This window comes from Variovorax ginsengisoli (assembly GCF_030811835.1).
Classification (GTDB): Bacteria; Pseudomonadota; Gammaproteobacteria; order Burkholderiales; family Burkholderiaceae_C; genus Variovorax; species Variovorax ginsengisoli_C.
This window is the reverse complement of record NZ_JAUSRO010000011.1, coordinates 24,875-49,754: the sequence shown is the minus strand read 5'-3', so window position 1 is coordinate 49,754 and position 24,880 is coordinate 24,875. Positions and strand designations below refer to the sequence as shown.

At 67.9% G+C, this 24,880-nt stretch carries 25 protein-coding genes, 1 tRNA gene and 1 riboswitch; of the genes, 16 read left to right on the top strand and 10 right to left on the bottom strand.

Annotated features, from left to right (window positions below; genetic code table 11):
• The first annotated feature begins 3 nt into the window (after positions 1-3).
• Positions 4-80: transfer RNA gene (locus J2W36_RS17195), tRNA-Met, on the top strand.
• 69 nt (positions 81-149) lie between these two features.
• Here J2W36_RS17195 and J2W36_RS17190 read toward each other — a convergent pair.
• The 4 genes from J2W36_RS17190 to J2W36_RS17175 form a co-directional block, all read right to left on the bottom strand.
• Entirely contained in the window at positions 150-668 is a 519-nt protein-coding gene (locus J2W36_RS17190; RefSeq protein ID WP_307691121.1) for a cytochrome b/b6 domain-containing protein, read from the bottom strand.
• 220 nt (positions 669-888) lie between these two features.
• A complete protein-coding gene (locus tag J2W36_RS17185) occupies positions 889-2,106 on the bottom strand; it encodes a phospholipase A (protein ID WP_307690977.1) in 1,218 nt (405 codons plus the stop codon).
• On the bottom strand, positions 2,103-2,570 hold the full coding sequence (locus J2W36_RS17180) for a hypothetical protein (RefSeq protein ID WP_307690976.1): 468 nt from the start codon (positions 2,568-2,570) through the stop codon (positions 2,103-2,105). Before J2W36_RS17180 ends, J2W36_RS17185 begins: the two co-directional genes overlap by 4 nt.
• A complete protein-coding gene (locus J2W36_RS17175; RefSeq protein ID WP_307690975.1) occupies positions 2,567-4,669 on the bottom strand; it encodes an ATP-dependent helicase in 2,103 nt (700 codons plus the stop codon). Before J2W36_RS17175 ends, J2W36_RS17180 begins: the two co-directional genes overlap by 4 nt.
• Positions 4,670-4,787: 118 nt before the next feature.
• Between J2W36_RS17175 and J2W36_RS17170 the strand changes: the two genes are divergently transcribed.
• Both J2W36_RS17170 and J2W36_RS17165 read left to right on the top strand, forming a co-directional pair.
• The gene (locus J2W36_RS17170; RefSeq protein WP_307691120.1) at positions 4,788-6,089 is read left to right on the top strand and encodes a phospholipase D-like domain-containing protein; all 1,302 of its coding nucleotides are present in this window, start codon (positions 4,788-4,790) and stop codon (positions 6,087-6,089) included.
• Between the two features lie 36 nt (positions 6,090-6,125).
• On the top strand, positions 6,126-7,121 hold the full coding sequence (locus J2W36_RS17165; RefSeq protein WP_307690974.1) for an AEC family transporter: 996 nt from the start codon (positions 6,126-6,128) through the stop codon (positions 7,119-7,121).
• 33 nt (positions 7,122-7,154) lie between these two features.
• On the opposite strand, the gene J2W36_RS17160 is transcribed toward J2W36_RS17165, so the two are convergent.
• Positions 7,155-7,775: a hypothetical protein gene (locus J2W36_RS17160; RefSeq protein WP_307690973.1), complete on the bottom strand. Its 621-nt coding sequence runs from the start codon at positions 7,773-7,775 to the stop codon at positions 7,155-7,157.
• Positions 7,776-8,053: 278 nt separating this feature from the next.
• Between J2W36_RS17160 and J2W36_RS17155 the strand changes: the two genes are divergently transcribed.
• Entirely contained in the window at positions 8,054-8,263 is a 210-nt protein-coding gene (locus J2W36_RS17155; RefSeq protein ID WP_307690972.1) for a hypothetical protein, read from the top strand.
• Positions 8,264-8,309: 46 nt separating this feature from the next.
• Here J2W36_RS17155 and J2W36_RS17150 read toward each other — a convergent pair whose 3' ends face one another.
• The 4 genes from J2W36_RS17150 to J2W36_RS17135 form a co-directional block, all read right to left on the bottom strand.
• The gene (locus J2W36_RS17150) at positions 8,310-9,236 is read right to left on the bottom strand and encodes a hypothetical protein (protein WP_370869347.1); all 927 of its coding nucleotides are present in this window, start codon (positions 9,234-9,236) and stop codon (positions 8,310-8,312) included.
• 76 nt (positions 9,237-9,312) lie between these two features.
• Positions 9,313-11,469 (bottom strand): replication restart helicase PriA, encoded by a 2,157-nt coding sequence (gene priA / locus J2W36_RS17145; protein ID WP_307690970.1) that lies wholly within the window; start codon positions 11,467-11,469, stop codon positions 9,313-9,315.
• Between the two features lie 385 nt (positions 11,470-11,854).
• Positions 11,855-12,964 carry a uroporphyrinogen decarboxylase gene (gene hemE, locus J2W36_RS17140; protein WP_307690969.1) on the bottom strand — a complete coding sequence of 370 codons (1,110 nt, stop codon included), beginning with the start codon at positions 12,962-12,964 and terminating at the stop codon, positions 11,855-11,857.
• Between the two features lie 38 nt (positions 12,965-13,002).
• Positions 13,003-14,316, bottom strand: a complete 1,314-nt coding sequence (locus J2W36_RS17135) for an MFS transporter (protein WP_307690968.1) — start codon at positions 14,314-14,316, stop codon at positions 13,003-13,005.
• A gap of 91 nt (positions 14,317-14,407) precedes the next feature.
• Positions 14,408-14,672: riboswitch (cobalamin riboswitch) on the top strand.
• A gap of 153 nt (positions 14,673-14,825) precedes the next feature.
• Here J2W36_RS17135 and cobM point away from each other — a divergent pair.
• From cobM to J2W36_RS17075, 12 genes are read left to right on the top strand one after another with little or no spacing between them, the layout of a single operon-like run.
• Positions 14,826-15,683, top strand: a complete 858-nt coding sequence (gene cobM / locus J2W36_RS17130) for a precorrin-4 C(11)-methyltransferase (protein WP_307690967.1) — start codon at positions 14,826-14,828, stop codon at positions 15,681-15,683.
• The gene (locus tag J2W36_RS17125) at positions 15,680-16,657 is read left to right on the top strand and encodes a sirohydrochlorin chelatase (protein ID WP_307690966.1); all 978 of its coding nucleotides are present in this window, start codon (positions 15,680-15,682) and stop codon (positions 16,655-16,657) included. The genes cobM and J2W36_RS17125 overlap by 4 nt, the downstream gene beginning before the upstream one ends.
• Positions 16,617-17,327, top strand: a complete 711-nt coding sequence (locus J2W36_RS17120; RefSeq protein ID WP_307690965.1) for a precorrin-8X methylmutase — start codon at positions 16,617-16,619, stop codon at positions 17,325-17,327. The genes J2W36_RS17125 and J2W36_RS17120 overlap by 41 nt, the downstream gene beginning before the upstream one ends.
• Entirely contained in the window at positions 17,327-18,430 is a 1,104-nt protein-coding gene (locus J2W36_RS17115) for a cobalt-precorrin-5B (C(1))-methyltransferase (protein ID WP_307691119.1), read from the top strand. Before J2W36_RS17120 ends, J2W36_RS17115 begins: the two co-directional genes overlap by 1 nt.
• A complete protein-coding gene (gene cbiE / locus J2W36_RS17110; protein WP_307690964.1) occupies positions 18,427-19,752 on the top strand; it encodes a precorrin-6y C5,15-methyltransferase (decarboxylating) subunit CbiE in 1,326 nt (441 codons plus the stop codon). The genes J2W36_RS17115 and cbiE overlap by 4 nt, the downstream gene beginning before the upstream one ends.
• Positions 19,749-20,537 (top strand): precorrin-2 C(20)-methyltransferase, encoded by a 789-nt coding sequence (cobI, locus tag J2W36_RS17105; RefSeq protein ID WP_307690963.1) that lies wholly within the window; start codon positions 19,749-19,751, stop codon positions 20,535-20,537. Before cbiE ends, cobI begins: the two co-directional genes overlap by 4 nt.
• On the top strand, positions 20,534-21,283 hold the full coding sequence (locus J2W36_RS17100) for a cobalamin biosynthesis central domain-containing protein (protein ID WP_307690962.1): 750 nt from the start codon (positions 20,534-20,536) through the stop codon (positions 21,281-21,283). Before cobI ends, J2W36_RS17100 begins: the two co-directional genes overlap by 4 nt.
• Positions 21,280-21,684 carry a cobalamin biosynthesis protein gene (locus J2W36_RS17095; protein WP_307690961.1) on the top strand — a complete coding sequence of 135 codons (405 nt, stop codon included), beginning with the start codon at positions 21,280-21,282 and terminating at the stop codon, positions 21,682-21,684. The genes J2W36_RS17100 and J2W36_RS17095 overlap by 4 nt, the downstream gene beginning before the upstream one ends.
• A gap of 26 nt (positions 21,685-21,710) precedes the next feature.
• Positions 21,711-21,908: a CbtB domain-containing protein gene (locus tag J2W36_RS17090; RefSeq protein WP_307690960.1), complete on the top strand. Its 198-nt coding sequence runs from the start codon at positions 21,711-21,713 to the stop codon at positions 21,906-21,908.
• A gap of 14 nt (positions 21,909-21,922) precedes the next feature.
• Entirely contained in the window at positions 21,923-22,753 is an 831-nt protein-coding gene (locus tag J2W36_RS17085; RefSeq protein ID WP_307690959.1) for a CbtA family protein, read from the top strand.
• A complete protein-coding gene (cobJ, locus tag J2W36_RS17080) occupies positions 22,750-23,733 on the top strand; it encodes a precorrin-3B C(17)-methyltransferase (RefSeq protein WP_307690958.1) in 984 nt (327 codons plus the stop codon). Before J2W36_RS17085 ends, cobJ begins: the two co-directional genes overlap by 4 nt.
• Positions 23,730-24,086, top strand: coding sequence for a (2Fe-2S) ferredoxin domain-containing protein (locus J2W36_RS17075; protein WP_307690957.1), 357 nt, complete (start codon positions 23,730-23,732; stop codon positions 24,084-24,086). Before cobJ ends, J2W36_RS17075 begins: the two co-directional genes overlap by 4 nt.
• Positions 24,087-24,150: 64 nt before the next feature.
• On the opposite strand, the gene J2W36_RS17070 is transcribed toward J2W36_RS17075, so the two are convergent.
• On the bottom strand, positions 24,151-24,801 hold the full coding sequence (locus J2W36_RS17070; RefSeq protein WP_307690956.1) for a redoxin domain-containing protein: 651 nt from the start codon (positions 24,799-24,801) through the stop codon (positions 24,151-24,153).
• Positions 24,802-24,880: the final 79 nt, after the last annotated feature.

The window sequence follows — 24,880 nt, the reverse complement described above, 5'->3', positions numbered from 1 at the left end:
TGCCGCGCGATGGAGCAGCCTGGTAGCTCGTTGGGCTCATAACCCAAAGGTCGCAAGTTCAAATCTTGCTCGCGCAACCAATTGAAAGCCCCTGTTCGAAAGAACAGGGGCTTTTCTTATTGGCCTTCGATCCTTGAGATGCGAGAGTTTCAGATCATCCGGCTCAGAATCCGTTTGCCCGATAACTCATGCTTGGCCAGCGCCGCCAGGTGAAGTGCGATGCAGGCGCCCAGCGTTGCGGTCGCCACGGTGTGCGAGTTTCTGAAGAGGTGAAGCGCAGAGGCATCCGTGACGAGTTGAGGAAGCTGTACGACTTCGAACAGGCGGATGTCATGGGGCATCATCAGCACGCCTGAGATCAGGACCGCTGCGATCACTGCATAGAAAAAGAGATGCATGGCACCTGCCAAAAGGGCTTCACGGTTCGACAGGGAGGCAGGGCGAGCGGGTGTTCCTCGCTGCAGGCGGTGCCAGATGCGAAAGAAAAAGAACGGAATGAAAAGGGTGGTGATCGAGACGTTGAAGCTGGCAATCTGATTCCTCACGCCAGGCTCGACGTTCTGGGTGGTGATCACAAAGCCCGAAATGGAGGCCCATAGGATCACCACAGCAGACACCCAATGGAGGACGCGCGCTGTCCTGTCGTACTTTTCTGCGGTGGCTTTCATCAAGATGCCTATTTCTTCGGTCCTGACGGGCGCGACTTCGCTCGACCACGGCGCCATCGCATGAGCGGTCGCGGAGCGGCCTTGGCCGCACGCGAAGCGCACCTCCAGAAGGGTAAGTCGCAGACCGTGCAGCCGATGGCTGGAAAAGCGCGTGTTTCGACAGCCATATCGATGCATAAGGGCCGAAGTCCGCGCTGGCGCCCCACCGGGCGCCGCTGTTTCAGAAGTCGACCAGGCTCAGACCGATGCTCAACACCGTACGCTTGCGGTTGTAGTCGACCAGCGTGTCGCCGTAGCCATAGAACAGCTGGGTGTGAAAGCGAAGATTGCTCTTGACGGGGTCGCCGATGGGCTTCATCCATTCGACGCGCACCGAGCCACGCCCGCTGTCGCGCAGGTTGTTGCGCACGGTCATGCTGAAGGAGTTCTTGCTGTCGTAGTTCCAGCGGCCGGTGAGTTCCGCGCGCCCGATGTAGTCGCTGATGTCAGGGTTGTCGTCGCTGTCTGCGCTCTCCTTGAGGCGGCTCCAGATCTTGCCGGTGACCTGGAAGCGGTCGTCGAGTTCGGCACCGCCCATCAGGTAAGTGCGGTTCCAGCTGCGCGACAACGGCAGTGCCTGGCCATTCGACTGGTGGACGAGGCCCAGGCCGGCATAGCGCCAGCGCCAGCCACCGGGCAGCTTGAAGTCGGCGGGATAGACATACATCAGCTCCGGCTCATGGTCGGTGGAGCGAAAGGGCCGGGAGAGTTCGCCGTTAAACACCTGCCAGGTCGACTGCTGCGAGTAGGCGAACCAGATCGAATCCTTCTTGTCAGGGTCGTTCTGCGTGAGCAGACCCTGGGCGAGCTTGGTGCGCATGGACAGTCCAATGCGCATCTCGTTGGCCTGGTAGTTGGTGGCGGTGCCGGTGTGGCCGGCGGAGGGCGATGTCGGTATTTCGGGCTTGTGCGTCGCGGCGGAGACGGACACGTTGAGCGGGCGGTAGCCGCGGAAGCCAAAGGTGCCGCAGTCACTGCCGTTTTCCAGCTCCCAGAAGCGCGACAGTGCCGAATACTGTCGATCGCGGCATCCCTCTTCGGTCGCCACGGAGACCACGCGCGTGGCGGGAATCGCCGCGTCGACGGGCGGCGCGGGCTGTGCGCTGGCAAGCACCGACGGTGCGGCCGGTACGGCGGCTGCGGGCAGCGTCTGCTGCTGGGCCCATCGATCGAAGCAGGCCAGGCGTGCGTCCTTGTCGCTGCCCAGTTGCTGGCATTGCTGCCAGGTGAGCTGCGACTGCGCGAGCGGACTCGGCGGCTTGTCCATGGCCTGCGCATGAGCGCTGCCGGCCACGGCGGCCAGCGAGGCGAATCCGACCCATGCCTTGAATCCGATGGACCCGGTGCGTCCGCGCCGCAGGTTGAAGAGTGCGGGCTTGCCGCGGTACGGCGTCGTCATGGCGCTTTAGCTTTCTTGGTGAGCACAAAGGAAAGGGTGGCATCGTCGGCGGCGTTGCGCCAGGTGCCCTTGAACTCCCTGCCGCAGGAGCCCCGGGTCATCCGGCCCGACCAGACCGCACTGATGGTGCGGCCGTCCTGCGACTCGTCGAGGGTGAACACGCCATCGTCGTCGATGTCGCCAGCAAGTTGCGCGCCCGCCGCGCGGCGCATGATCTCGCCGCGCACGCTGCCAGGGTATTCGGGATGGGGCCGGAAGTTCACGCTCGCTGCCTCGATGGCGCCTGACGGCTGCGTGAAGAGAGCGTCCCAGCCGCCGTAGAGCGCCTGAACGGGAACGTCGTCGGTGCTGGTCGGACACCCGGGCGTGCCCGCAGGCGGGGCGGTCGCACAGCCGGCCACCCCAACGCAGAGCGCGGCGGCGGCGAGCAGGGCGGCGAGGGAAGGGGGGCGAAAGGTCGTCATGGCTGGTTGGCTGCAGCGGCCGCTGCGGCGGTATCGGCCGCGCGCTGGGCGAATTCGGCGCGCAGCGCCTTGAGCTTCTCGCGCGGATCTTCTTTGGCGGTGGTCTTGTCGAGCGCCATTTCGGCGATGAAGCGGCTGGGGATGGCCGGGATCATTTCGCGGCCCTTCTTGCGGCGTTTGGTCCAGCTCACGGCCAGGCTGCGCTGCGCGCGGGTGATGCCGACGTACATCAGCCGGCGCTCTTCCTGCAGGCGTTCCAGCGTGTTCTCGCTGACCTTCTCCTGCTTGCCGTTCTCGTCGTCGAGCTTGAAGGGCAGCAGGCCCTCGTTCACGCCGATGAGCATCACGTGCGGCCATTCGAGGCCCTTGGAGGCATGCAGCGTCGACAGGGTGACCACGTCCTGGTCTTTCTCGCGTTCGCTGATGGTCGACAGCAGCGAAATGGTTTGCGCCACCTCCAGCAGGCTCTTGCGTTCGCTCTCGATATTGCTGATGGCGCCGGAGGCGTCGTCGAGTTCGCCGCCCGCACGTTGCGACATCCAGTCGACGAACTCCAGCACGTTGGTCCAGCGCGCGGCCGCCGCCTGTTCGCTGTCTTCGCCGTCGTAGAGATGCTGCTCGTAGCCGATTTCCTTGAGCCAGTCGAGCATGAAGGCACGCGAATCCTCGGCGCCCATCGTGCGGCGCGCCTTGTATTCGAGGTCATTGATGTAGCGGCCGAATTCGTGGATGCCTTCGACGGTGCGCTTGGGCATGACGCTGGGCAGCGAGGGGCTGAAGAGCGCCGCGAACAGGCTCAGCTTGTACTGCGTCGCAAAGCTGCCCAGCGCGGCCAGCGTGGTGTGCCCGATACCGCGCTTGGGCGTGGTGATGGCGCGCAGGAAGGCCGGGTCGTCGTCGTTGTTGACCCACAGGCGAAACCAGCCGCACAGGTCCTTGATCTCGGCGCGGTCGAAGAAGCTCTGGCCGCCCGACACCTTGTACGGAATGTTGGCCTTGCGCAGCGCTTGCTCGAACACGCGCGCCTGGTGGTTGGCGCGGTAGAGGATCGCGAAGTCCCGGAACTCCTTGTATTGCTTGCCCTGCGTGACCGTGCCGCCGGCGCGCAGGCTCTGGATGCGGGCGACCGCCCGTTCGGCCTCGTGCGCCTCGTTGTCGGCGTCGACCAGGCGCACCGGCTCGCCTTCGCCCAGCTCGGAGAACAGCGTCTTTGGAAAGAGCTTGGGGTTGGGGCCGATCACGTTGTTGGCTGCGCGCAGGATGGCGCTGGTCGAGCGATAGTTCTGCTCGAGCTTGACCACCTTGAGGTTCGGATAGTCGACGGGCAGCTTGCGCAGGTTGTCCAGCGTGGCGCCGCGCCAGCCGTAGATCGACTGGTCGTCGTCGCCCACGGCGGTGAAATGGCCGCGCTCGCCCACCAGCGCCTTGAGCACTTCGTACTGGGTGGCGTTGGTGTCCTGGTACTCATCGACCAGCACGTGGCCCAGCGTCTGCTGCCACTTGGCGCGCACTGCGTCGTGCTCGTGCAGCAGCTTGAGCGGCATGCCGATCAGGTCGTCGAAGTCCACGCTCTGGTAGGCCGACAGCCGCTCTTCGTAGCGCGCCATGATGCGCGCGGTGATGCGCTCGTTGTCGTCCACCGCCAGCGCTTCGGCCTGGGCGGCGTTCAGGCCCATGTTCTTCCACTTGCTGATGGTCCACTGCCAGATGCGCGCGGTCGCCAGATCGCTGGTGCCACCTGCATCCTTGAGGATCTTGGCCACGTCGTCGCTGTCGAGGATGCTGAAGGCGGGCTTCAGACCGAGCACGGCGCCGTCCTCGCGCATCATGCGCACGCCCAGCGCGTGGAAGGTGCAGACCACCACATGCTTGGCGTCGCGCCCGATCAACCCCTTGGCGCGCTCGCGCATTTCTGCGGCGGCCTTGTTCGTGAAGGTGATGGCGGCAATGCGCTTGGGTGCCATGCCGGCCTGGATCAGGCGCGCGATCTTGTGCGTGATCACGCGCGTCTTGCCCGAACCCGCGCCCGCGAGCACGAGGCAGGGCCCATGCAGGTAATTCACTGCTTCCTGCTGGGCGAGATTGAGACCGGAAGACATGGGAGAGACATCGGGCACGCAGCGCAAAGCGCCGCACGCAGGGCAGACGGAAGCGCGCAATGATACTGGCCCGACCTACAACCCTGCCGAACGCGGCATGCTAGCTTCTGCGCCGACCATGCGCACGCCCCACACCTCCCTGAACCGTCGCCGCCCGATCGGCGCCATCTTTCTGACCTTTGCGCTGACCCTGGCGGCCACCCTGCTGGTGCTCAACTTCACCAGCGGCGAGAAGAAGATCGAGGACCGGGTCGAGCGCCAGTACGCGTTGCACGATCCGCAGTTCCAGCGCGCGCTGGGCGTGCTGCTGGGGCCGCCCATCGTCGGGGGCAATCGCTTCGAGTCGCTGCACAACGGCGACCAGATCTTCCCGGCCATGCTCGAGGCCATCCGCAGTGCCCAGCAGAGCATTACCTTCGAGACCTACATCTACTGGTCGGGCGACATTGGCCGCGCCTTCGCCGATGCACTGGCAGAACGGGCGCGTGCCGGTGTCAAGGTACATGTGCTGCTCGACTGGGTTGGCAGCGCAAAGATCGACGCGCATTTCCTCGAAGAGATGCGCGCCGCGGGCGTGGCGATCCAGAAATTCCATGCGCCCAGCTGGTACGACATTGCACGCATGAACAATCGCACCCACCGCAAGCTGCTGGTGGTCGACGGTCACATCGGCTTCACCGGCGGCGTAGGCATCGCGCCCGAGTGGACGGGCAACGCGCAGGACCCCTCGCACTGGCGCGACTCGCACTACCGCGTCGAAGGCCCGGTGGTCGCGCAGATGCAGTCGGTGTTCATGGACAACTGGATCAAGGCCTCGGGCGAGGTGCTGCACAGCGAGCGTTACTTCCCGGCCATTGCCCCGGTCGGCGACGGGCGCGCACAGGTGTTCAGCAGCTCGCCGTCGGGTGGCAGCGAGAGCATGCACCTGATGTATCTGCTGGCGATTGCGGCGGCCACACGCACCATCGACCTGTCGAGCGCGTACTTCGTGCCCGATGCGCTCACCAGCGACGCGCTGATCGCCGCCCTGCGGCGCGGCGTGCGCATCCGCATCATCACGCCCGGGCCGATCATCGATGCGCAGACGGTGCGCCATGCGTCGCGCGCCAGCTGGGGCCCGCTGCTGCAAGCCGGTGCCGAGATCAGCGAATACCAGCCCACCATGTTCCACTGCAAGGTGTTCACGGTCGACGGGCTGCTGGTGTCGGTGGGCTCGACGAACTTCGACAACCGGTCGTTCCGGCTCAACGATGAAGCCAATCTCAATGTCTACGACGCTGCATTGGCCGCCAGCGAGACCGCTGTATTCGAGGAAGACCTGAAGAAATCCAGGCGTGTCACGCTGGAGGCTTGGCAGAACCGCCCCTGGCGCGAGCGGGCGATGGAGCGTCTGGCCTCGCTCATGGCCTCGCAGCTGTAAAGCCGCGCGGTGCGGGAGTTGGCGACAATCGCGCCCGTGCTGCAGATTTTCGCCATCACCTTTCCGTTTTTCGCACTGATCGCGGCCGGGTACCTGGCCGCCCGCTGTCGTCTGCTGCCGTTGGAGGCCATTCCGGGCCTGAACGCCTTCGTGCTGTACTTCGCGCTGCCTTGCATGCTGTACCGCTTCGGTGCAGGCACACCCATTGGCCAGTTGCTCGACGGCAGCGTCGCGCTGGTGTGGGGGGCGGGGGCGCTGGCCGTGGTCGGTGGCGTGATGGCGCTGACCCGGCGTGGGCCACGAAGCTGGAACGACGCGGCCTTCGGCGCGCTGGTGGCGGCTTTCCCCAATACCGGCTTCATGGGCGTACCGTTGCTGGCTGCACTTCTGGGTGCGCAGGCCGTCGGCCCGGTCATCATCACCATGGCGTTCGACATGGTTGTGACGTCCTCGCTGTGCATCGCGCTCTCGCGGCTCGACGGGGTGGGCGATCGGGTGGGGGGCACCTCACCCGGCACCTCACGCGGCGGTGCTGCACAGGCCTTGCGCCAGGCGCTGCGCGGCATGCTGCGCAACCCCATGCCGTGGGCCATGCTGCTGGGCGCACTGGCTTCCGCGCTGCAATACCGGGCGCCGGCACCCGTCGACGCCACCGTGGCCATGCTGGCGTCGGCGGCCTCGCCAGCGGCGCTGTTCACCATTGGCGCGGTGCTCGCGCGGTCGGCCTTGCAGGCCCGAGCAACGGGTCACCGTGCACCGGTGGGCGAGGTGTTGCCCGTGGTGGTCGCCAAACTGGTCGTCCATCCGCTGCTGGTGTACGGCTTGGCGCAAGGGGCCCGCGCCATCGGGCTGCCACTGGACCGCACGGCGCTGGTGGCCCTGGTGTTGGTGGCGGCGCTGCCCAGTGCGAGCAATGTCTCGATGCTGGCCGAGCGCTTCGGCGCAGACAACGGGCGCATCGCGCGCATCATTCTGTGGACGACGGTGGCTGCCTTTTTCAGTTTTCCGCTGCTGGCCGCCTGGCTGCACTGAATTCGCGCCGGCCAACCCGGCCGATGTGTGGAATCAGGGTGTCAGCACGCCCAGCTTGTAGGGGTCGGCATCGCTCAGCAGTTCGCACTTGGACACATCGCGGCCCTGCGTGCCGTCGCAGTAGTAGGTGTTGTAGATGCGGCCGAACAGCGTCGGTGTGGAAGTGAACAACACGCCGTGGTCGGGTCGCCAGTTGTCCGGCGGTGGCGCTTCGGCGGCAGGTGCTGCCGGCAGATCGGCGGTCAAGGACGTGTCGGCCACGGCCGGGCCCGAAAGGTCTGCGAGTGTCTTCTGCACGCCGACGCCGCGCCAGCGTCCGACCAGGTCGGCGGACTGTGGCCGCGAGGCCACAGGAATCATCAAGGCATTGATATACAGGCCGCGGCCGAACCTGTGCTCGGTGCCCGCCAAAAATGCATAGGCACAGGCTGCCTGGCATTGGCCGATCATCTCGGTGCGGACACCGCTTGCGCGAATCGCCGCAGCATAGCTCTCCGCCACGTCGGCATTGCCTCCAGTGGAGTTTTCGAACACCACCGTGCGGACCTTGTCCGACGCCAGGTGCTCCTTGAAAGCTGTCAATGCGGTGCCGTCGAGCGCGCCGGTGACGAGCAAGCGGTTGCCCTCGAGCTCCAGTTCCGCAGACGATGCCACGCCCGCCGCCAACGCAAGCATGAGGACACCCAGATTCCGTGACAGCGCTTTCACAGGAACACCACCCCGCAGAGATTGGACGACTTGACTCTACCTGCGATATGTAGCCCGCGTGTGAGACACGGTGACAATATGTTTCGGATGCCTTCCTACACCGCCGCGCCGACACATCGTTGACATTGGTGTCCTGATCTGAACCGGATGGTCCGGGTCGGATGGTTCTCTGTCCGCGTATTCACAGACTCTGTGAATGGCGTATCTCTTGGAAGGCGTGTGTGATGAGCACCTGGGTTCGCTGTCTTGGTGGGGGAATGTGGCTCGCGGCCTGCCTCTGGGCCTGGCATGCGGGCTGGCTCGGACCGGTCGCTGCGGGTGTGGCCGGCGCGGCGAGCCTGTTGGTCTGGTGGGGCGCAGGCGGCGCTCCGCGTCGGCGTCGGACGGCGCTGCGCTATGTCGAGATGGCCAAGCAGCCCGTCGGCATGCCTTGAGCCATGCAGCGCCCCGCGCTGGCCTGCGCCAGCGCGGGGCAGACGCTCAAGGCGTTCCGGATGCCATGCGCTGGAACTCGGCGCGTTTCATCTGCAGGTAATCTGAGCGCTCGACTTCATGGAGTTGTGGCGCGTAGCGTTCGGTGGCGTCGAACCATTGCGCCAGCCGTTGGTCGAGCTGGCCTGTCGCGGGTGCATCCAGGTAGCTGTCAATGGCCAGGTAATAGCGCATGGTGTTGCGTTCAACCACGCCGCGCACGCCACCGATCGGGGTCGGCTTGCCCGAGCCGTCGCCAGTGGCCGGCAGGGTTGTGAAACCGATCTTGTCGCTGCCCAGCGTGGCCAGGTAACCCTTCATCGCAAGCCGTGCGGCGGTACCGTAGGCATAGGCATAGCCCAGGTGGATGAAAGTCTGGCGGCCTTCGATCGGCGTGGCTTCGAGCACGATGCGGTAATTGCGTGTGGACATCGGTCCTTGCGCTGCGTCGAGCCGCACGTCCAGGTAGTCCGAGGTGGCCGCCGCGACCCGATAACCGAACGCGATGCGCTGGGCGCTGTCGAGCGGCTGGTCGAATTTGCGCCCCACGGCAACCGCCACTGTGGTGTCCTTGCCGCCCCCTTGCACCGCGCAGTGCTTGGTGTTGAGGTGCAGCATGAGGATGTCGCACCAGACGCCCGGCTGCTGGAGCGCGCGTGCGACATCGCCAAAGGGGTGGTCGATGACCGCATAGATGTCGCCGCTGAGCCGGTCGGCGGCCTCGTTGGATTGCAACGCGAGCTTGCGGCCGAAGACGTTGTGCTCGAGCTGCGCGCCGAGCGCCTGGTAGCGGTCGCGCAGCGCCTGTGGGCCAGCGCCCGTCTGCGGCGTCGCAGCCTGGGCCAAGGCTGCCAGCGGTGCGAGGGCTGCGAAGGCCGCCATCAAGAGGCCCGCCAGCAGGTGCCCTAGCGCGGGCGGGCGCTGCACGCGGCGCATGATCGTCGAAGGCACTGGATGATTCATGGGCGCCAGTCTTGGTCTCGCGACGGGGCGGGCGTGCAGGACATCGGCCTCAGATGCTGTGCGGATCGACGTCGATCAGCCAGCGGATCACGCCCTTGCCTTCGGGTTCGCGGCGCAGCGCGTGCAGCAGGGGTTGCCATGCGGCGAGCAGCCGCTGGAGCGCGGCGCGCGAGGGGCTTTCGAGCAGCATCTGCGCGCGTTCCACGTTGGCCACGCGCTGGATCGCCAGCGGCACGGCCGGGTAGCGGGTGACCCGGTCAGCGCCTTCGAGCACATCGGCCGCAGCGCTGGCAGCCGTCAGAAAGGCCTGCGCTGCCTCCTGCGTGCGCGCGTCCGCCCGCAGCAGCGCCTGGAAGGCGAAAGGCGGCATGCCTGCGGCGCGGCGGTCTTCGAGTTCCGGCTCCGCGAAGCTGGTGTAGTCGTGCCGGCGCAGTGCCGCAAACAGCGGGTGCTGTCCGTGGTGCGTCTGCAGCCACATCTCGGCGGTCGTGCCCTGGGCGGCCAGGTAGGCCGCGTCGCGGCCCGCTCGCCCGGCCGACTGCATCAGCAGGCTGAACAGACGCTCGGGTGCGCGGAAGTCACTGGAGAAGAGCGCGCCGTCGGGGTTGATCGCCGCCACCAGCGTGATGCGGCGAAAGTCATGGCCCTTGGCGATCATCTGCGTGCCGACCAGCACGTCGACTTCGCCCGCATGCACGGCGGCCAGCTGCGATTCGAGGGCGCCTTGCGCCCGCGTGCTGTCCGCGTCGATGCGCGCGATGCGCACCGGCGTGCCGTCGGGCCGTTTCACGTCGGCGAAGAGTTCGCCCAGGTGCTCTTCCAGCCGCTCGGTGCCACGGCCGACCGGTGCGATGTCCAGGTTGCCGCAGGCCGGACACGCGCGTGGCACGCGTTCGGCAAAGCCGCAATGGTGGCAGCGCAGCGTGCGGTCGATCTTGTGGAACACCCGGTAGGCGCTGCAGTGCGGGCATTCGCTCTTCCAGCCGCAGTCGCCGCAGGCGAGCACCGGCGCATAGCCGCGGCGGTTGAGGAAGACCATGCTCTGCTCGCCGCGCGCGACGCGTTGGCCGATGGCGTCGAGCAGCACGCCGGAAATCACGGTCTTGCCCGGCTGCAGGTTCATGTCGACGGTCCGCACCGTGGGCAACGCGCCGGCGCCCACGCGAGACGGCATCGCCAGGCGCTGGTAGCGCCCGCCCGAGTCGGTGCCTGCCGCCGGCCGGCTCTGGTGCCAGCTCTCGAGCGAAGGCGTGGCCGAGCCCAGCAGCACTCGGGCGTTCTCGCGCTGCCCGCGCCACACCGCCAGGTCGCGCGCCGAGTAGCGCGCACCCTCCTGCTGCTTGTAGCTCGGGTCGTGCTCCTCGTCGACCACGATCAGCTGCAGCCCCGGCATCGAGGCGAACACCGCCATGCGGGTGCCCAGCACGATGCGCGCCGCGCCGCTGTGGGCCGCCAGCCAGCTCGCCAGGCGCTGCGGGTGCGTCATGCCACTGTGCAACGACACCACCGAACCGTTGCCGAAACGCGCATCGAAGCGCGCCTTGAAGCGGGTTTCGAGCTGCGGCGTCAGGTTGATCTCGGGCACCATGACCAGCGCCTGCGCGTCCGGCTGGCGTTCGAGCAGCGTGGCGACGGCGCGCAGGTAGACCTCGGTCTTGCCGCTGCCGGTGCTGCCGAAGAGCAGGAAGGTGCCGCTGCCGGCTTCGATGCGTGCCAGGGCTTCGGATTGCTCCTGCGTCAAGGCGACGGGCAGGGCCTGTGGGGCCTGCATGGCTTGTGGTGTGTGGTCGGCCGGCGCCTGTGCGGGAGGGGCCTGCCGCTTGAGCCGCCGTGAGAGCTGCACGTTGGTCAGATCGCGCAGTTGCGGCGGCAGCGCAGCCAGCGCGATTTCGCCGAGCGAGCGCTGGTAGTAGCGCGCTGTGAACATCACCAGGTCGCGCCAGGCTTCCCCCAGGGGTGCGAGGCCGTCGAGCGCGATGCCCACGGGCTTGAGCGTCATCGCCGAGGCGTCCGGTGCGGGGGGGGCCGCGTGCACCTCACCCTCGTCGAGCGCCGAGCGCCACACCACGCCCAGCACCTCGCGGCGGCCCAGCGGCACCCGCACCAGCGTGCCCGGCGCCAGGGCCCGGTCGCTGGCATAGCTCAGCAGATCGCCGAGCGCGGCGTGGGCGGGGGTGTGGACCGCCACGTCGATGCGCCAGCTCATCGCACGCGTCCTCTGGGCGGGTTTGTTAAAGCGAGTTTGAGCAAAATGGCTTAAGTTGTTGATTTTCCTGCGATTTAAAAGGCATCCAGAGTTTCTGTGGATAACTTTGTTGATATCTGGGCCTGACACGCTGCCAAGGCCCGCAAATCAACGCTTCCACTGGATTGCCCGTAAAAAAAGCAATGTTCAAAACCTATATGAATCAATGACTTAAGAGCGCTATCGTTTGAGGAGCGCCGGGCGGGGTCCCAACGATTTTTTTCTGCACCGCAACACATGTTTTGTGCATAAGTCAGCCGCCTCGCAACAGTTTGGGCTTGACAAACGCAATTCACCGCCATCGGGGGTGCATCTGGCCGCAGCCCCGCGCGAGCACTTGCAGCGTCTACCGCCGCATCGCGCGCGACTGCGTGTGAACCGCCTCCACCAGCGCTGCCACATGCTCGGGCGGCGTGAACTGGCTGATGCCATGGCCCAGGTTGAAGATGTGGGTCGGACCGGTGACCGACAGGTCCGCATGCGGTGTGCCGAAGGCCTGCAGCACCTTGGCCACCTCGGCTTCGATCTGCGCCGGCGGGGCAAACAGCACGTTCGGATCGATGTTGCCCTGCAGGGCCTTGGCATGACCGTCGGTGCCTTCGGCGACCAGGCGGCGCGCCACCGACAGGTTCACGGTCCAGTCGACGCCCAGCACCTGGCAGTCGAGCGCGCGCATGGCGTCGAGCCACAACCCGCCGCCTTTGGTGAACACAAGGCGTGGCACGGGCTGACCGTCCGGCCCCGTGCGCTTCAGGCCCGCGAGCACGCGCGCCGTGTAGGCCAGGCTGAATTCCTGGAAGGCGCCATCGGCCAGCACACCACCCCAGCTGTCGAAGACCATCACAGCCTGCGCGCCCGCATCGATCTGGGCGTTCAGGTAGGCGGCCACCGAATCGGCGTTGACCGCGAGGATGCGGTGCATCAGGTCGGGACGGCCGTAGAGCATGCTCTTGACGCGACGGTAGTCGCTCGAACCCGCACCCTCCACCATGTAGCAGGCCAGTGTCCATGGGCTGCCCGAGAAGCCGATGAGCGGCACGCGGCCGTCGAGTGCCCGGCGGATCGACGTCACGGCGTCGAACACATAGCGCAGCTTTTCCATGTCGGGCACTTCGAGCGCCGCCACCGCCGCCTCGTCGCGCACCGGGCGTGCGAAGCGCGGACCTTCGCCGGCTTCGAACGACAGGCCCAGGCCCATGGCGTCGGGCACGGTCAGGATGTCGGAGAACAGGATGGCGGCGTCCAGCGGGTAGCGCGCAAGCGGCTGCAGCGTCACTTCGGTCGCGTAGTCGGTGTGGGTGGCCAGCCCCATGAAGCTGCCGGCCTTGGCGCGCGTGGCCACGTACTCCGGCAGGTAGCGCCCGGCCTGGCGCATCAGCCAGATCGGCGTGTGATCGGTGGCCTGACGCCAGCAGGCGCGCAGGAAGGTGTCGTTTTGCAGGGGGGCGAAGGGCATGCGTCGATTGTCGCCTGCCCTGTGCGCCGGGCGCTTGCTCAGGCCGGAACCCGCACGCCGCGCTTGTGCACCTCGGCGCGTCGGTAGAGCAGCAGCGTGGCCAGCAGGCCGCACAGCGCGGCCGCGGTCATCCACAGGCCGGGCGCGCCCTTGTCGCCGGTGACCTCGATCAGGGCGGTGGCAATGGCCGGCGTGAAGCCGCCGAACAGGGCCGTGGCCAGGCTGTAGGCCAGCGAAAAACCGGCCGTGCGCACGTTGACCGGCATCACCTCGGTCAGTGCCACCACCATTGCGCCGTTGTAGCTGGCATAGAGGAAGGACAGCCACAGCTCGACCTCCAGCATGCGCATGAAGCTTGGGGCGGCTACCAGCCATTTGAGCGCCGGGTAGGCCGTGAGAATGGCCAGCACGGTGAACAGCACCAGCAGCGGCTTGCGGCCCACGCGGTCGGACAGGGCGCCCATGATCGGCAGCCAGATGAAGTTGGAGATGGCCACGCACAGCGTGACGATCAAGGCGTCGGTGGTACTCAGGTGCAGCACGCTCTTGCCGAAGGTCGGCGTGTAGACGGTGATCAGGTAGAAAGAGACGGTGGTCATCGACACCAGCATCATCCCGGCGATGACCAGACCCCAGTTCTCCACCATCGAGCGAAAGATCTCGCGCGCGTCCGGGCGGTGCTTGCGCGCCATGAACTCCTCGGTCTCCTGCAGCGAGCGGCGGATGACGAAAAGCACCGGCACGATCAGGCAGCCCACGAAGAAGGGCACCCGCCAGTAGAAGTCGCCGATCTCCTGCGAGCTGAAGGTCACGTTGAGCCAGTAGCCCAGTGCCGCGGCCACGACAATGGCGACCTGCTGGCTGGCTGACTGCCAGCTCACATAAAAGCCCTTGTGGCCCGGGGTCGCCATCTCCGACAGGTAGACCGACACGCCGCCGAGTTCCACGCCGGCCGAAAAGCCCTGCAGCAGCCGGCCGATCAGCACGAGGAATGGCGCGGCCAGGCCGATGGTGGCGTAGCCCGGCACGCAGGCGATGAGCAGGGTGCCCGCCGCCATCAGCGCCAGCGTGACGATCAGGCCCTTGCGCCGGCCCACGCGGTCCACATACGCGCCCAGGAAGATCGCGCCCAGCGGGCGCATCAGGAAGCCCGCGCCAAAGGTCATGAAGGTCAGCATCAACGAGGCGAACTCGTTGCCTGACGGGAAGAAGGCCTTGGCGATCTGGTTCGCGTAGAAGCCGAACAGGAAGAAGTCGAACATCTCCATGAAGTTGCCGCCGGTCACGCGAAGGACGGTGGCGAACTTGGAGGACGGCGGGCCCTGGACGATGGGCGGGTGGGCGTTGGCCAAAGAAGTCTCCGAATTCTGAATCGGCAGGCAGTGTCGGCGCGGGAGTCTGACCGCTGGCTGACTCGCCCCTCGGCCGGGGGGGCTGCGGTACACTCGCGCCGCGTTGTCAGGTGTCCTGCCGCTTCCTGGAAACGGGGAAGTGGGCAGGGTGAAACGGGAAGTCGGTGCGCGGTGGTGACAACACCCCGCCATGCCGACGCTGCCCCCGCAACGGTAAGCGAGTCGAAAGCAAGACCCCGGGATCCGGTCCCGAACCACTGTGTCACGAACGGCATGGGAAGGTGGTCTTCGCTGGTGTGCACAGCCCGTGCGCACCGCTCGCGAGCCCGGAGACCGGCCTGACGACCAGCGCATGACCTTGCGGTGGGCGAGGATCGGCGGGCGACGCATGGCGTCCGGCTCGATGCATCGCTGCATCCGCCGGAACCGACCCACCGACGCCTCCCGATTTCCTTCCTCCGCCAGGTCGTACCGACCATCGAACGCGCGGCGGGCGCGGAGGAAGCAACATGAACGAGCGAGCCATCGCTCCACCCGATACGCTCCACAGCGCGTCGAAGCCGGGAACCGTCTGGTTCGTCGGCGCGGGTCCCGGCGACCCGGAACTCATCACCGTCAAGGGCCACGGCCTGATCGAACGCGCCGGGGCCATCCTGTTCGCGGGCTCGCTGGTGAGCGAGGCCGCCACGCGCTGGGCGCCGGCGGACTGCGTCATTGCCGACAGCAAGGACATGACGCTGGAACAGATGTCGGCCTGGCTGATCGCGCAGGCCGCGCGCTGCGAGACCGTGGTGCGCCTTCAGACCGGCGACCCGGGCCTCTACGGCGCGCTGATCGAGCTGGTGCAACCGCTGGACGCGGCCGGCGTGCCGATCGCGGTGGTGCCGGGCGTGTCCTCCGCCATGGCCTCGGCCGCCGCGGCAGTCGAGAGCCTGACCCTGCCCGAGGTCACGCAGACCGTGATCTTCACGCGCGTCGAAGGCCGCACGCCGATGCCCGAAGGCGAGTCGCTGGAGGCGCTGGCCGCCCACCACAGCACCCTGTGCATCTTCCTGAGCATCACGCTCATGGGCAAGGTCACGGCCGCGCTGACGGCCGCCGGCTGGTCGCCCGACGCGCCGGTGGTGGTCGTGCACAAGGCAAGCTGGCCGGGCGAAGAGAAGATCGTGCGCGGCACGGTCGCCACCATCCAGGCGCTGTGCCGCGAGGCCCGCATCGTGAGCCAGTCGATGATCATCGCCAGCCCGAACCTGGGCGCCCGGCACTGGACCACGCTCGCCAAATCCAAGCTCTACGACGCGAGCTTCACCCATCGGTTCCGGCGCGCCAGCGTGCCCGTCGACCACCTGCTCCAGGACACCCCATGAACGACGAAACCATCCTGCTGGTGGGCCACGGCTCGCGCGAGAAATCCGGCAACGACGAGATCGAGGCCTTTGCCGCGCAGTGGCGCGAACGCCAGCCCGGCTGGCGCATCGAGGTTTGCTTCATCGAGTTCTCCGAGATCACGATGAGCGAGGGTCTGCGCCGCGCGGCCGAGGGCGCGCGGCGCGTGGTCGTCGTGCCGCTGATCCTGAACGCCGCGGGCCACGTGAAGATGGACATCCCGCAGGCCATCGACGGCGCCCGGCTGAAGTTCCCGTTCGTGCAGTTCCTCTATGCGCCGCATCTGCAGGCCTGTGACCCGATCCTGGCGATCCTGCGCCGGCGCCTCAAGGGCGCGATGCAGGCGCTCGACATGCCCGACCCGACCACCACCGGCGTGGTGATCCTGGGGCGCGGCTCATCCGACCGGCAGGCCAACGGCGACATGGCCAAGATGGCGCGCTGGCTGATGGAGGAAACCGACCACGAGCTGGTCGACCTGGCCTTCACCGGCATCACCTACCCGCGCCTGGAGAAGGCCGTGCAGCGCCAGAGCCTGCTGGGCATGACGCAGGTGGTCGTGCTGCCGTACTACCTGTTCAACGGCACGCTGGTCGAGCGCATCACGCGCCAGGTCGAGCACCTGAAGGCGCAGTACCCGACGATCCGCTTCATCTCGACGAAGTACTTCGGCTTCGAGCGCGAGATCTTCGAGCTGCTGGAGCAGCGCGTGACCGACCTGCGCCGCGGCGCGCCGATCGGGCTCATGCCTTGCGACGGCTGCAAGTTCCGCGACTTCGCGGTCGAGCACGGCCTGGGCGGCCATCACCACGACGACGCGGTGCCGCACAGCCACGACCATGACCATGCGCATGACCACGCGCATGCGGAACCTCCGCATCCCCACGATCACGCGCACGACCATCCCCATGACCATGGACACGATCACGGACACGACCATGCCCACGCCCGCTGAGTCCCGCGTCAACGTCGTCACCGAGCAGCTCACCGCCGCCGGCCGCGCGATCGAGCACGACTCCTTCGCCGTGATCGACCGCGAGGTCAGCTCGCACGCCTACACCGCCGACCAGTGGCCGGTGGTGCGCCGCATGATCCATGCGAACGCCGATTTCGATTTCAACGGCCTGACCGACTTCCACCCTGGCGCGGTCGATGCCGCCATCGCCGCGATCCGCTCCCGCGCGAGCCGCGTGGTGGCCGACGTCGAGATGATCTGCGTCGGCCTCTCGGCCCCGCGCCTGGGTCACTTCGGCATGGGCACGCGCCAGTTCATCAGCGACGAAGACGTCATCGCGCAGGCCAAGGCCGAGGGCACGACGCGCGCCGTGCAGGCCATGCGCAAGGCGCACCGGCTGGGGTTGGTCGATGGCGCGATCGTCGGCATCGGCAATGCGCCGACCGCGCTGATCGAGATCGTGCGGCTGATCCATGAAGAGGGCGCGCGACCGGCGCTGGTGGTCGGCATGCCGGTGGGCTTCGTGTCCGCGGCCGAGTCGAAGGATCTGGTGGCGCTGGAGCGCGAAGTGCCCTGGATCGTGATCCGCGGTCGCAAGGGCGGCTCGACGCTGGTGGTGGCGGCGATCCATGCGTTGCTCGGGCTGGCGGAGGCACGCGAACTCGCATGATGATGAAGAAGGACGCGCCCCGCGGCACCCGCACCGGTTTCACCACCGGCGCGTGTTCCGCTGCGGCCGCGCGCGCCGCCGTCATCGGCCTGGTCACGGGCCAGGTGCCCGAGCAGGTCGAATGCCTGCTGCCCAACGGCGACCTCGTGACCTTCGCCGTGCAGGACGGCCGTCTCGACGCGGCCGGCACGCTGGCGCATGCGATGGTCATCAAGGACGCGGGCGACGACCCCGACTGCACCGACAAGGCCCATCTCACCGCCGACGTGCGCGTGCTGCCCGATCGTGGGGGGCAGGTGCTGCTCGCCGGCGGCGTGGGCGTGGGCACCGTCACCCTGCCGGGGTTGGGGCTGGAAGTCGGCGGGCCGGCCATCAACCCGGTACCGCGCCGCAACATCGAGGCCAACGTGCGCGCGGTGGGCACGACGCTGCTCGACGAGGTCGGACTCGAAGTCGCGATCTCCGTACCGCAGGGCGTGGAGATGGCCAAGAAGACGCTGAACGCCCGCCTGGGCATCCTGGGCGGCATCTCCATCCTCGGCACCACCGGCATCGTCAAGCCGTACTCCACCGCCGCTTACCGCGCGAGCGTGGTGCAGGGCGTGCACGTGGCCGGCACGCTGGGCCACGGCGTGGTGGTGCTCACGACAGGCGGGCGTACCGAGAAGTTCGTCATGGGCGAGATGCCCGAGCTGCCCGAAGCCGCCTTCGTGCAGATGGGCGACTTCCTGCGCTACGCCCTGGGCGCCGCGGTCAAGGCGGGCATCCGGCGCGTCGTCATCGGCGGCATGGTGGGCAAGCTCACCAAGATCGCGCAGGGCGAAACCATCACCCACGCCGGCCGCGCCGAGGTCGACACCGGCCTGCTGGCCGACATCGCCGCCGAGCTCGGTGCGCCGGGCGACGTGTGCGACGCCATCCGCGGCAACGAAACCGCGCGCTATGCCGGCGAGCGCATGGACGCGCTGGGCCTGGGCACGCAATTCCACACCGCGCTCGCGCAACGCGTCATCCAGACGCTGCGCGCGCGCTACCCCGATCAATTCGAACTGAAAGTGCTGGTCTGCGACTTCGATGGCCGCAAGATCGCGGAGGCCTCGTGAACACCGACGAACCCAAGATCAACCGATGCCGCATCCTCGGCGTGCTCGACGACGGCGAGGCCAGCCTGGGGCGCGCCGCGCTGGCGCATCTGCAGGCCGCACAACTGGTGATCGGCGGCACGCGCACGCTGGCGCTGTTCGCCGCGCACATCGCGCCCGGCGCCGTGCAGCGCGACCTCACCGGCGCGCTGTCGCAGGTGCCCGAATGGATCCGCGCCGCGCAGTCCGACGACTTGCGCGTGGTGGTGCTGGCCACCGGCGACCCGCTGTGCCACGGCATTGCCGCGTACCTGGCATCGCGCCTGTGCATCGAGGCGATCGAGGTGCTGCCGAATGTGTCGACGCTGCAACTCGCTTGCGCGCGGCTGGGCCTGCCGTGGCAGGAAATGAAGTTCGCGTCGGTGCACGCGAAGGACGCCGGCGACTGGCTGCCGGGTTCGACGCCCGCGCACGGCCTGTATGCGCTGCTGCGCGACATCCGCCAGCACGACCGCCTGGCCGTGCTCACCAGCCCCGACAACACACCCGACCGCATCGCCCGCATGCTGGTGGCAGAAGGCCTGGCCGACGATTTCGAGATGGCCGTCGCCGAGCGCCTGTGCCAGCCCGAGGAGCGCGTGGTCAGCGGCCTGCGCATCGCGGCCGTTGCCGACCTGCGCTTTGCCGACCCGAACGTCGTGCTGCTCTGGCGCACGCGGCTGCGCACGCCGCAGGTGCTGTTCGGCCTGCCCGATGCGAGCTTCGAGCAGCGCCATCCGGAGAAGGGCCTGATCACCAAGAACGAGGTGCGCGCCGTGTCGCTCGCGCGCATGCAGCTGCGCGCCGACAGCGTGGTGTGGGACATCGGCGCGGGCTCCGGCTCCGTCGGGCTGGAGGCCGCGCGGCTGTGCCGGCTGGGCCATGTCTACGCGATCGAGAAGAACGCGGACGACGCCGCCATCGTCGGGCGCAACCGGCTGGCGATGGGCATCGGCAATCACACGCTGGTGCATGGCAAGGCGCCGGAGGGCCTGCAGCACTGGGCCGATCCGGACGCGGTGTTCATAGGTGGGTCGGGCGGCGAGCTGGGCGAACTCATCGCGCAGGTGCTGCAGCGGCTGCGTCCCGAGGGCTGGCTGGTGATGAACTTCGTGACGATCGAGAACCTGGCTGCCGCCGTCGAGGCGCTGAAGGCGCAGGGCGCGACCTGGGACGTGCTGCAGTTGCAGGCCTCGCGCAGCAAGCCGATCCTGCACATGCACCGGCTGGCCGCGGAGAACCCGGTGTGGATCGTGTGCGCGCAGGCGGGGCAAGGCACAACGGCACCAGAGGTGAGCGCATGACCGCGCCCGGCATGCTCTACGGCGTTTCGCTCGGCCCCGGCGATCCGGGGCTGATCACGCGCCGCGCCTGGTCGCTGCTGACGCGGCCCGATGCGATCTGGACCTACCCGGTGCGCAGCCTGCGCAAGGAAAGCTATGCGCTCGACATCGCGCTGCGCGCCGGCCTCACCACGCCCACGCAGCACCAGTCGCTGCTGTTCCCGATGACGCACGACGCCGAGAAGCTCGCGCGCCACTGGCTCAAGGCGGCCGAGACGGTGCGCGAGATGCTCGCCACCGGCCAGGACGTGCTGTTCCTGGTCGAAGGCGATGCCTCGACCTACGCGAGCTTCTGCTATCTGGCGCGCGTGCTGCGCGAGCTCGAACCGGCCGCGCGCATCGAGATCGTGCCCGGCGTCACCTCCTTCAACGCCGCCTGCGCGCAGCTGCAGGTGCCGCTGTCGGAGCAGGACGACACCATCGCCATCGTGCCGGCGGCCTACGGCATCGCGGCCGTCGAGAAGATGCTCGACGACTTCGACACGCTGGTGCTCATGAAGGTCAAGCCGCTGCTCGACGACCTCATCGACCTGCTCGATCGCCGCGGCCTGCTCGCGCACAGCCGCTTCATCGAGAAGGCCGGCGCGCCGGTCGAGCGCGTGGTGCTCGACGTCGCCAGCCTGAAAGGCACCAAGGTCAATTACCTCTCGCTGCTGCTGGTGAAGAACCCGCACCGCGTGCGCGGCGAGCTGGTGCGCGGCTGCCGCAAGAAAACGTCCACTGAACTGGAAGAAGAATCCGAATGACCGACACCCTGTCCGAACCGGCCACGCCCCGCGTGGTGCTGGTCGCCATCACCAAGCATGGCGCGCAACAGACCGCCGACCTCGCACGCCAACTGCCCGATGCGCATGTGTGCGTGGCCGAGAAGTTCGCGCCGCTCATGGCGGGCCTGCCGAACACCGTGCGCGCCTACGCGGGTGCCTTTCGCGACGAGATCGCCGCGCTCTTCGCCGACTACGACCAGATCGTGTTCTTCGTCTCGCTCGGCGCCGTGGTGCGGCTGATTGCGCCGCACCTCAAGAGCAAGGACGAAGACCCCGGCGTGCTGGTGGTCGACGACGCCGCGCAGTTCGTGATTCCGGTGCTGTCGGGCCACGTCGGCGGCGCCAACGCGATGGCCGAGCAGGTCGCCGGGCTGCTGGGCGCGACGCCGGTGCTCACCACCGCTTCTGACGTGGGCAAGACCATCCCGGTCGACATCCTCGGGCGCGAGCTCGGCTGGAAGGTGGAGGCACCGAAGATCAACATCACGCGCGTCTCGGCGCACGTGGTCAATGGCGAGCCGATCGCCGTCGTGCAGGAAGCCGGCAGCCCGAACTGGTGGACCCGCCCGACGCCGTTGCCCACCAACATCCACACGTTCGCCCGCTTCGACGAGGTCGACCTCGCGCGCTTCAAGGCCGTGCTGCGGATCACGCATGCCGACGTGAGCGCGGCGCAGTGGGATGCGCTGGCCGAGCGCCTGGTCGTGTACCGGCCACCGCAATGACACCTGTGCGCTACGCCATCGGCCTGGGCTGCGACCGCGGTACGCCCGAGGCCACGCTGCAGCAACTGCTCGACCAGGCCCTGGCAGGCCTCGGCGCACAGGCCGCGCAAGTGGTGGCCGCCGCCAGCATCGACCTGAAGGCCGACGAGGCCGGCCTGCTGGCGCTGGCGCGGACCCACGGCTGGACGATGCAGTTCTATGCGGCGGCCGAACTGGCACAGGTGCCCGTGCCGCATCCCTCCGAAACCGTGCGCAGGCACACCGGCACTCCGTCGGTCAGCGAGGCATCCGCGCTGCTGGCCGGTGGTGGGCTGCCGATGACGACCCTGGTCGTCGAGAAACACAAACACCGCGGCGCCGATGGGCGCCACGCGACGATCTCGATCGCGCGCATTTCCTGACCCTTCCATTTCACAAGGACCTTTCCATGACCCCATCCATCCGCACCACCGCTCCGGCCACCGGCTCCACCGAGGCCGGCATCGCGCGCAGCCTGCTGCTGCAGCTCGCCAGTGCTGCTGCGCTCGGCCTGCTCGTGCTCTACGGCGTGGCATTCGCCGAAAGCCCGCTGGCACACAACGCCGCGCACGATGTGCGCCACGTCACGGTCAAGCCCTGCCACTGAAGCCGGACCTTTCCATGATGTTGTTTCAACGACTGATCGGGTCGGCCCTGGCCGTGGCCGTGGTGGTGGGCAGCGTGCAGACCGGTGTCCAGCTGTGGCAGGCGACACCCATCATCCACGCGGCCGAACGCTACGAGTCGCAGAAGATCGAATCGCCTGCAGCGCCCGCTGCGCTGTCGACCGTCCCCGTGCAGGCCGGTGCGCATGACCATGCACACGACCACGCGCATGCTGCCGCCCCCGACTGGCAGCCCGAGGACGGGGCCGAGCGCACCTTCTGGACCTGGATCGCCAACCTGCTGCATGCCTTCAGCATGGCGCTGCTGGTGCTGGCCGTGATGGGCGTCTGCCTGTGGCGCGGCACGCCGGTGCGCTCGCTGCCGCTGGCCGCGCTGGTCGCCGCCGCGGGCTGGCTGAGCACGCATTTCTGGCCGTCGCTGGGCCTGCCCGCCGAAATTCCCGGCATGGACGCGGCCCGCCTTGGCTCGCGCCAGGGCTGGTGGGTGCTGGCGGCCGTGAGTGCCGCGCTGGCATGCGGCGCTGTGGCCGGGCTGCGCAGCCCGCTTCGCTGGCCCGCCGCCGCCGCTGTGCTGGCACTGCCTTTGATCGTCGGCGCGCCGCACATCGCGGCCGATCCGTTCGCAGGGTTCAGCGCTGAGGCACAGACCGCCTTGCGTGCGCTCGATGCGCAATTCGTGCAGGCCACGACCTGGATCGCCGTGTCCTTCTGGCTGTCGATGGCACTGGCGTGCGGCCTGGCCTTTGAACGCTGGTTGCGACCCACGCTCGCGCAGGGCTTCGGTGGCAACCCGGTCGTCACCCCCACCCTGGAGCCGAAGGCATGAGCGGAAAAATCATGCTCGTGGGCATCGGCCCCGGCAGCCACGACCACATGACCCAGCGCGCGCGCGCTGCCATCGCAGAGGCGGACGTGGTGGTCGGCTACAGCACCTACATCAAGCTGGTCGCCGACCTGCTCGAAGGCAAGGAGGTCATCAAGAAAGGCATGACCGAGGAGCTCGACCGCGCCGTCAACGCGCTCGAATGCGCGCGCGAGGGCAAGAAGGTGGCACTGATCTCCAGCGGTGACGCTGGCGTCTATGGCATGGCCGGGCCGACCTATGAGGTGCTGTTCCAGGCCGGCTGGACGCCGGACTCGCCGATCACTGTCGAAGTGGTGCCCGGTGCCTCGGCCATCAACGCCTGCGCGGCGCTGGTGGGCGCGCCGCTCACGCACGACTTCTGCTCCATCTCGCTGAGTGACCTGCTCACGCCCTGGCCGGTGATCGCGCGCCGGCTCGACGCCGTGGCCGCCGCCGACTTCGTGGTGGCGCTCTACAACCCCAAGAGCGGCCGGCGCACCCAGCAGATCGTGCAGGCGCAACAGCTCTTCCTGCGGCACCGCCGGCCCGACACGCCGGTGGCGGTGGTCAAGTCGGCCTACCGGCGGCGCGAGCGCATCGAGTTCACCACGCTCGACCGCATGAGCGACTGCGACATCGGCATGCTGACGACCGTGCTCATCGGCAACAGCCACACCTTCGTGCAGCACGGTCTGATGGTCACGCCGCGCGGCTATGCGAACAAGTACGACCTGGACGACGGCGGCGCGACGCGCGAGGGCGAGCGCGCCGGCCGATCGCTCTCGACTGGCCTGCTCGGCTGGCTGCAGAACCTGCGCGCCGACCACGCAGAGGGCGCGAGCGCGGCCGAGCTGGCCCAGCGCCACCGGCTGCCGGTCGATTACATCGAAGCGGTGCTCGCGGCGCCGGTTGAGGACGACGCTGCAGCGGCGGCCGTGCCACTCGAAGAGGCGCAGGAATGACCGAGGCCGTCAAGCCGAAGATCGGCAGCTACAAACGCCACCTGCTGGTGTGCACCGGTCCGCGCTGCACGCCCGACGGCGCCTCGCAGGACCTGTTCGACAGCCTGGGCGAGAAGTTCAAGGCGGCCGGGCTGAACGAGGGGGAACTGCGCGTCAAGCGCAGCCGCGTGGGTTGCTTTGCCGCCTGCAAGGGCGGCCCCGTGATGTGCGTGCAGCCCGACGGCACCTGGTACTACAACGTCACGCCCGAGAACATGGACCGCATCGTGGCCCAGCATCTGGTGGGTGGAAAGGTGGTCGACGACCTCGTGTTCCACCAGGGGCCGAACGGCAGCGAGCCGGAATCGGCCTGATGCCTTTGTAGGCCTTTACGGGCCTTTGCAGGCTGGCACGGCGGTGCCGTCGTGACCGCCCGGCTCAGCCCGAGGCGACAGTCCCCGTTGCCGGTGCCCCGGGCATGGTGCCCATGGCGGTGCGCAGCACATCGTCGACCTGCTGCAGCGCGGCGCGCGGATCGTCGAGGCTGGCGGCGGACATCAGCACGCCGTCCGGGCTGATCACGAACAGGTGCGGGCGCATCTTCGCCCCATAGGCTTGCCCGATGACGCCGTTCTCGTCCACCAGCAATGCCGTGGGCGCGGCGGCGTGCTCGGCCATCCAGCGTTCCAGCGCGCCAGGCTGTGGGCGGGCGCCGGCGACTGTGTCCGTCGGGACCATCGACAGCCAGACCGCGCCTTGCGCCGTGGCCGATTTCTGGGTGGCGGGCAAGGCGCCGCTGTCGTAGTGCGTCAGCACTTCGGGCGATGCGGTGTCGGCCCATTCGAGCACGACGAAGCGGCCAGCGAAGTCGGAAAGCTGGTGGCGAGTGCCCTGGGTGTCGATGGCGACGAAATCGGGTGCGCGATCGCCCACGGCGGGTGTGGCGTTCGCATGGCTGCCCAGCAGCAGGGTGGCACCCAGGGTGACGGCCGCAGCCATCAGGGCGCGGCGGGAGGCGCGCGACAGTGCGGCGCTGGCTTTGCGTGCGGCACGGGCCGATCGCGCGGCGGACGATGACAAGGATGGCATGGCCTTCGTTGTGCTCCAGTGAAAATTTCGAACGACGCCGTCAGCTTAGAACGCTTTCTTCAACGCCGTGTGACAACCC

Bases quoted from the DNA above. Each gene is read 5' to 3' on its own strand.
- J2W36_RS17190 (WP_307691121.1), bottom strand. From the start codon at position 668: ATGAAAGCCACCGCAGAAAAGTACGACAGGACAGCGCGCGTCCTCCAT.
- J2W36_RS17185 (WP_307690977.1), bottom strand. From the start codon at position 2,106: ATGACGACGCCGTACCGCGGCAAGCCCGCACTCTTCAACCTGCGGCGC.
- J2W36_RS17180 (WP_307690976.1), bottom strand. From the start codon at position 2,570: ATGACGACCTTTCGCCCCCCTTCCCTCGCCGCCCTGCTCGCCGCCGCC.
- J2W36_RS17175 (WP_307690975.1), bottom strand. From the start codon at position 4,669: ATGTCTTCCGGTCTCAATCTCGCCCAGCAGGAAGCAGTGAATTACCTG.
- J2W36_RS17170 (WP_307691120.1), top strand. From the start codon at position 4,788: ATGCGCACGCCCCACACCTCCCTGAACCGTCGCCGCCCGATCGGCGCC.
- J2W36_RS17155 (WP_307690972.1), top strand. From the start codon at position 8,054: ATGAGCACCTGGGTTCGCTGTCTTGGTGGGGGAATGTGGCTCGCGGCC.
- J2W36_RS17150 (WP_370869347.1), bottom strand. From the start codon at position 9,236: ATGCGCCGCGTGCAGCGCCCGCCCGCGCTAGGGCACCTGCTGGCGGGC.
- priA (WP_307690970.1), bottom strand. From the start codon at position 11,469: ATGAGCTGGCGCATCGACGTGGCGGTCCACACCCCCGCCCACGCCGCG.
- hemE (WP_307690969.1), bottom strand. From the start codon at position 12,964: ATGCCCTTCGCCCCCCTGCAAAACGACACCTTCCTGCGCGCCTGCTGG.
- cobM (WP_307690967.1), top strand. From the start codon at position 14,826: ATGAACGAGCGAGCCATCGCTCCACCCGATACGCTCCACAGCGCGTCG.
- J2W36_RS17125 (WP_307690966.1), top strand. From the start codon at position 15,680: ATGAACGACGAAACCATCCTGCTGGTGGGCCACGGCTCGCGCGAGAAA.
- J2W36_RS17120 (WP_307690965.1), top strand. From the start codon at position 16,617: ATGGACACGATCACGGACACGACCATGCCCACGCCCGCTGAGTCCCGC.
- J2W36_RS17115 (WP_307691119.1), top strand. From the start codon at position 17,327: ATGATGAAGAAGGACGCGCCCCGCGGCACCCGCACCGGTTTCACCACC.
- cobI (WP_307690963.1), top strand. From the start codon at position 19,749: ATGACCGCGCCCGGCATGCTCTACGGCGTTTCGCTCGGCCCCGGCGAT.
- J2W36_RS17100 (WP_307690962.1), top strand. From the start codon at position 20,534: ATGACCGACACCCTGTCCGAACCGGCCACGCCCCGCGTGGTGCTGGTC.
- J2W36_RS17095 (WP_307690961.1), top strand. From the start codon at position 21,280: ATGACACCTGTGCGCTACGCCATCGGCCTGGGCTGCGACCGCGGTACG.
- J2W36_RS17090 (WP_307690960.1), top strand. From the start codon at position 21,711: ATGACCCCATCCATCCGCACCACCGCTCCGGCCACCGGCTCCACCGAG.
- J2W36_RS17085 (WP_307690959.1), top strand. From the start codon at position 21,923: ATGATGTTGTTTCAACGACTGATCGGGTCGGCCCTGGCCGTGGCCGTG.
- cobJ (WP_307690958.1), top strand. From the start codon at position 22,750: ATGAGCGGAAAAATCATGCTCGTGGGCATCGGCCCCGGCAGCCACGAC.
- J2W36_RS17075 (WP_307690957.1), top strand. From the start codon at position 23,730: ATGACCGAGGCCGTCAAGCCGAAGATCGGCAGCTACAAACGCCACCTG.
- J2W36_RS17070 (WP_307690956.1), bottom strand. From the start codon at position 24,801: ATGCCATCCTTGTCATCGTCCGCCGCGCGATCGGCCCGTGCCGCACGC.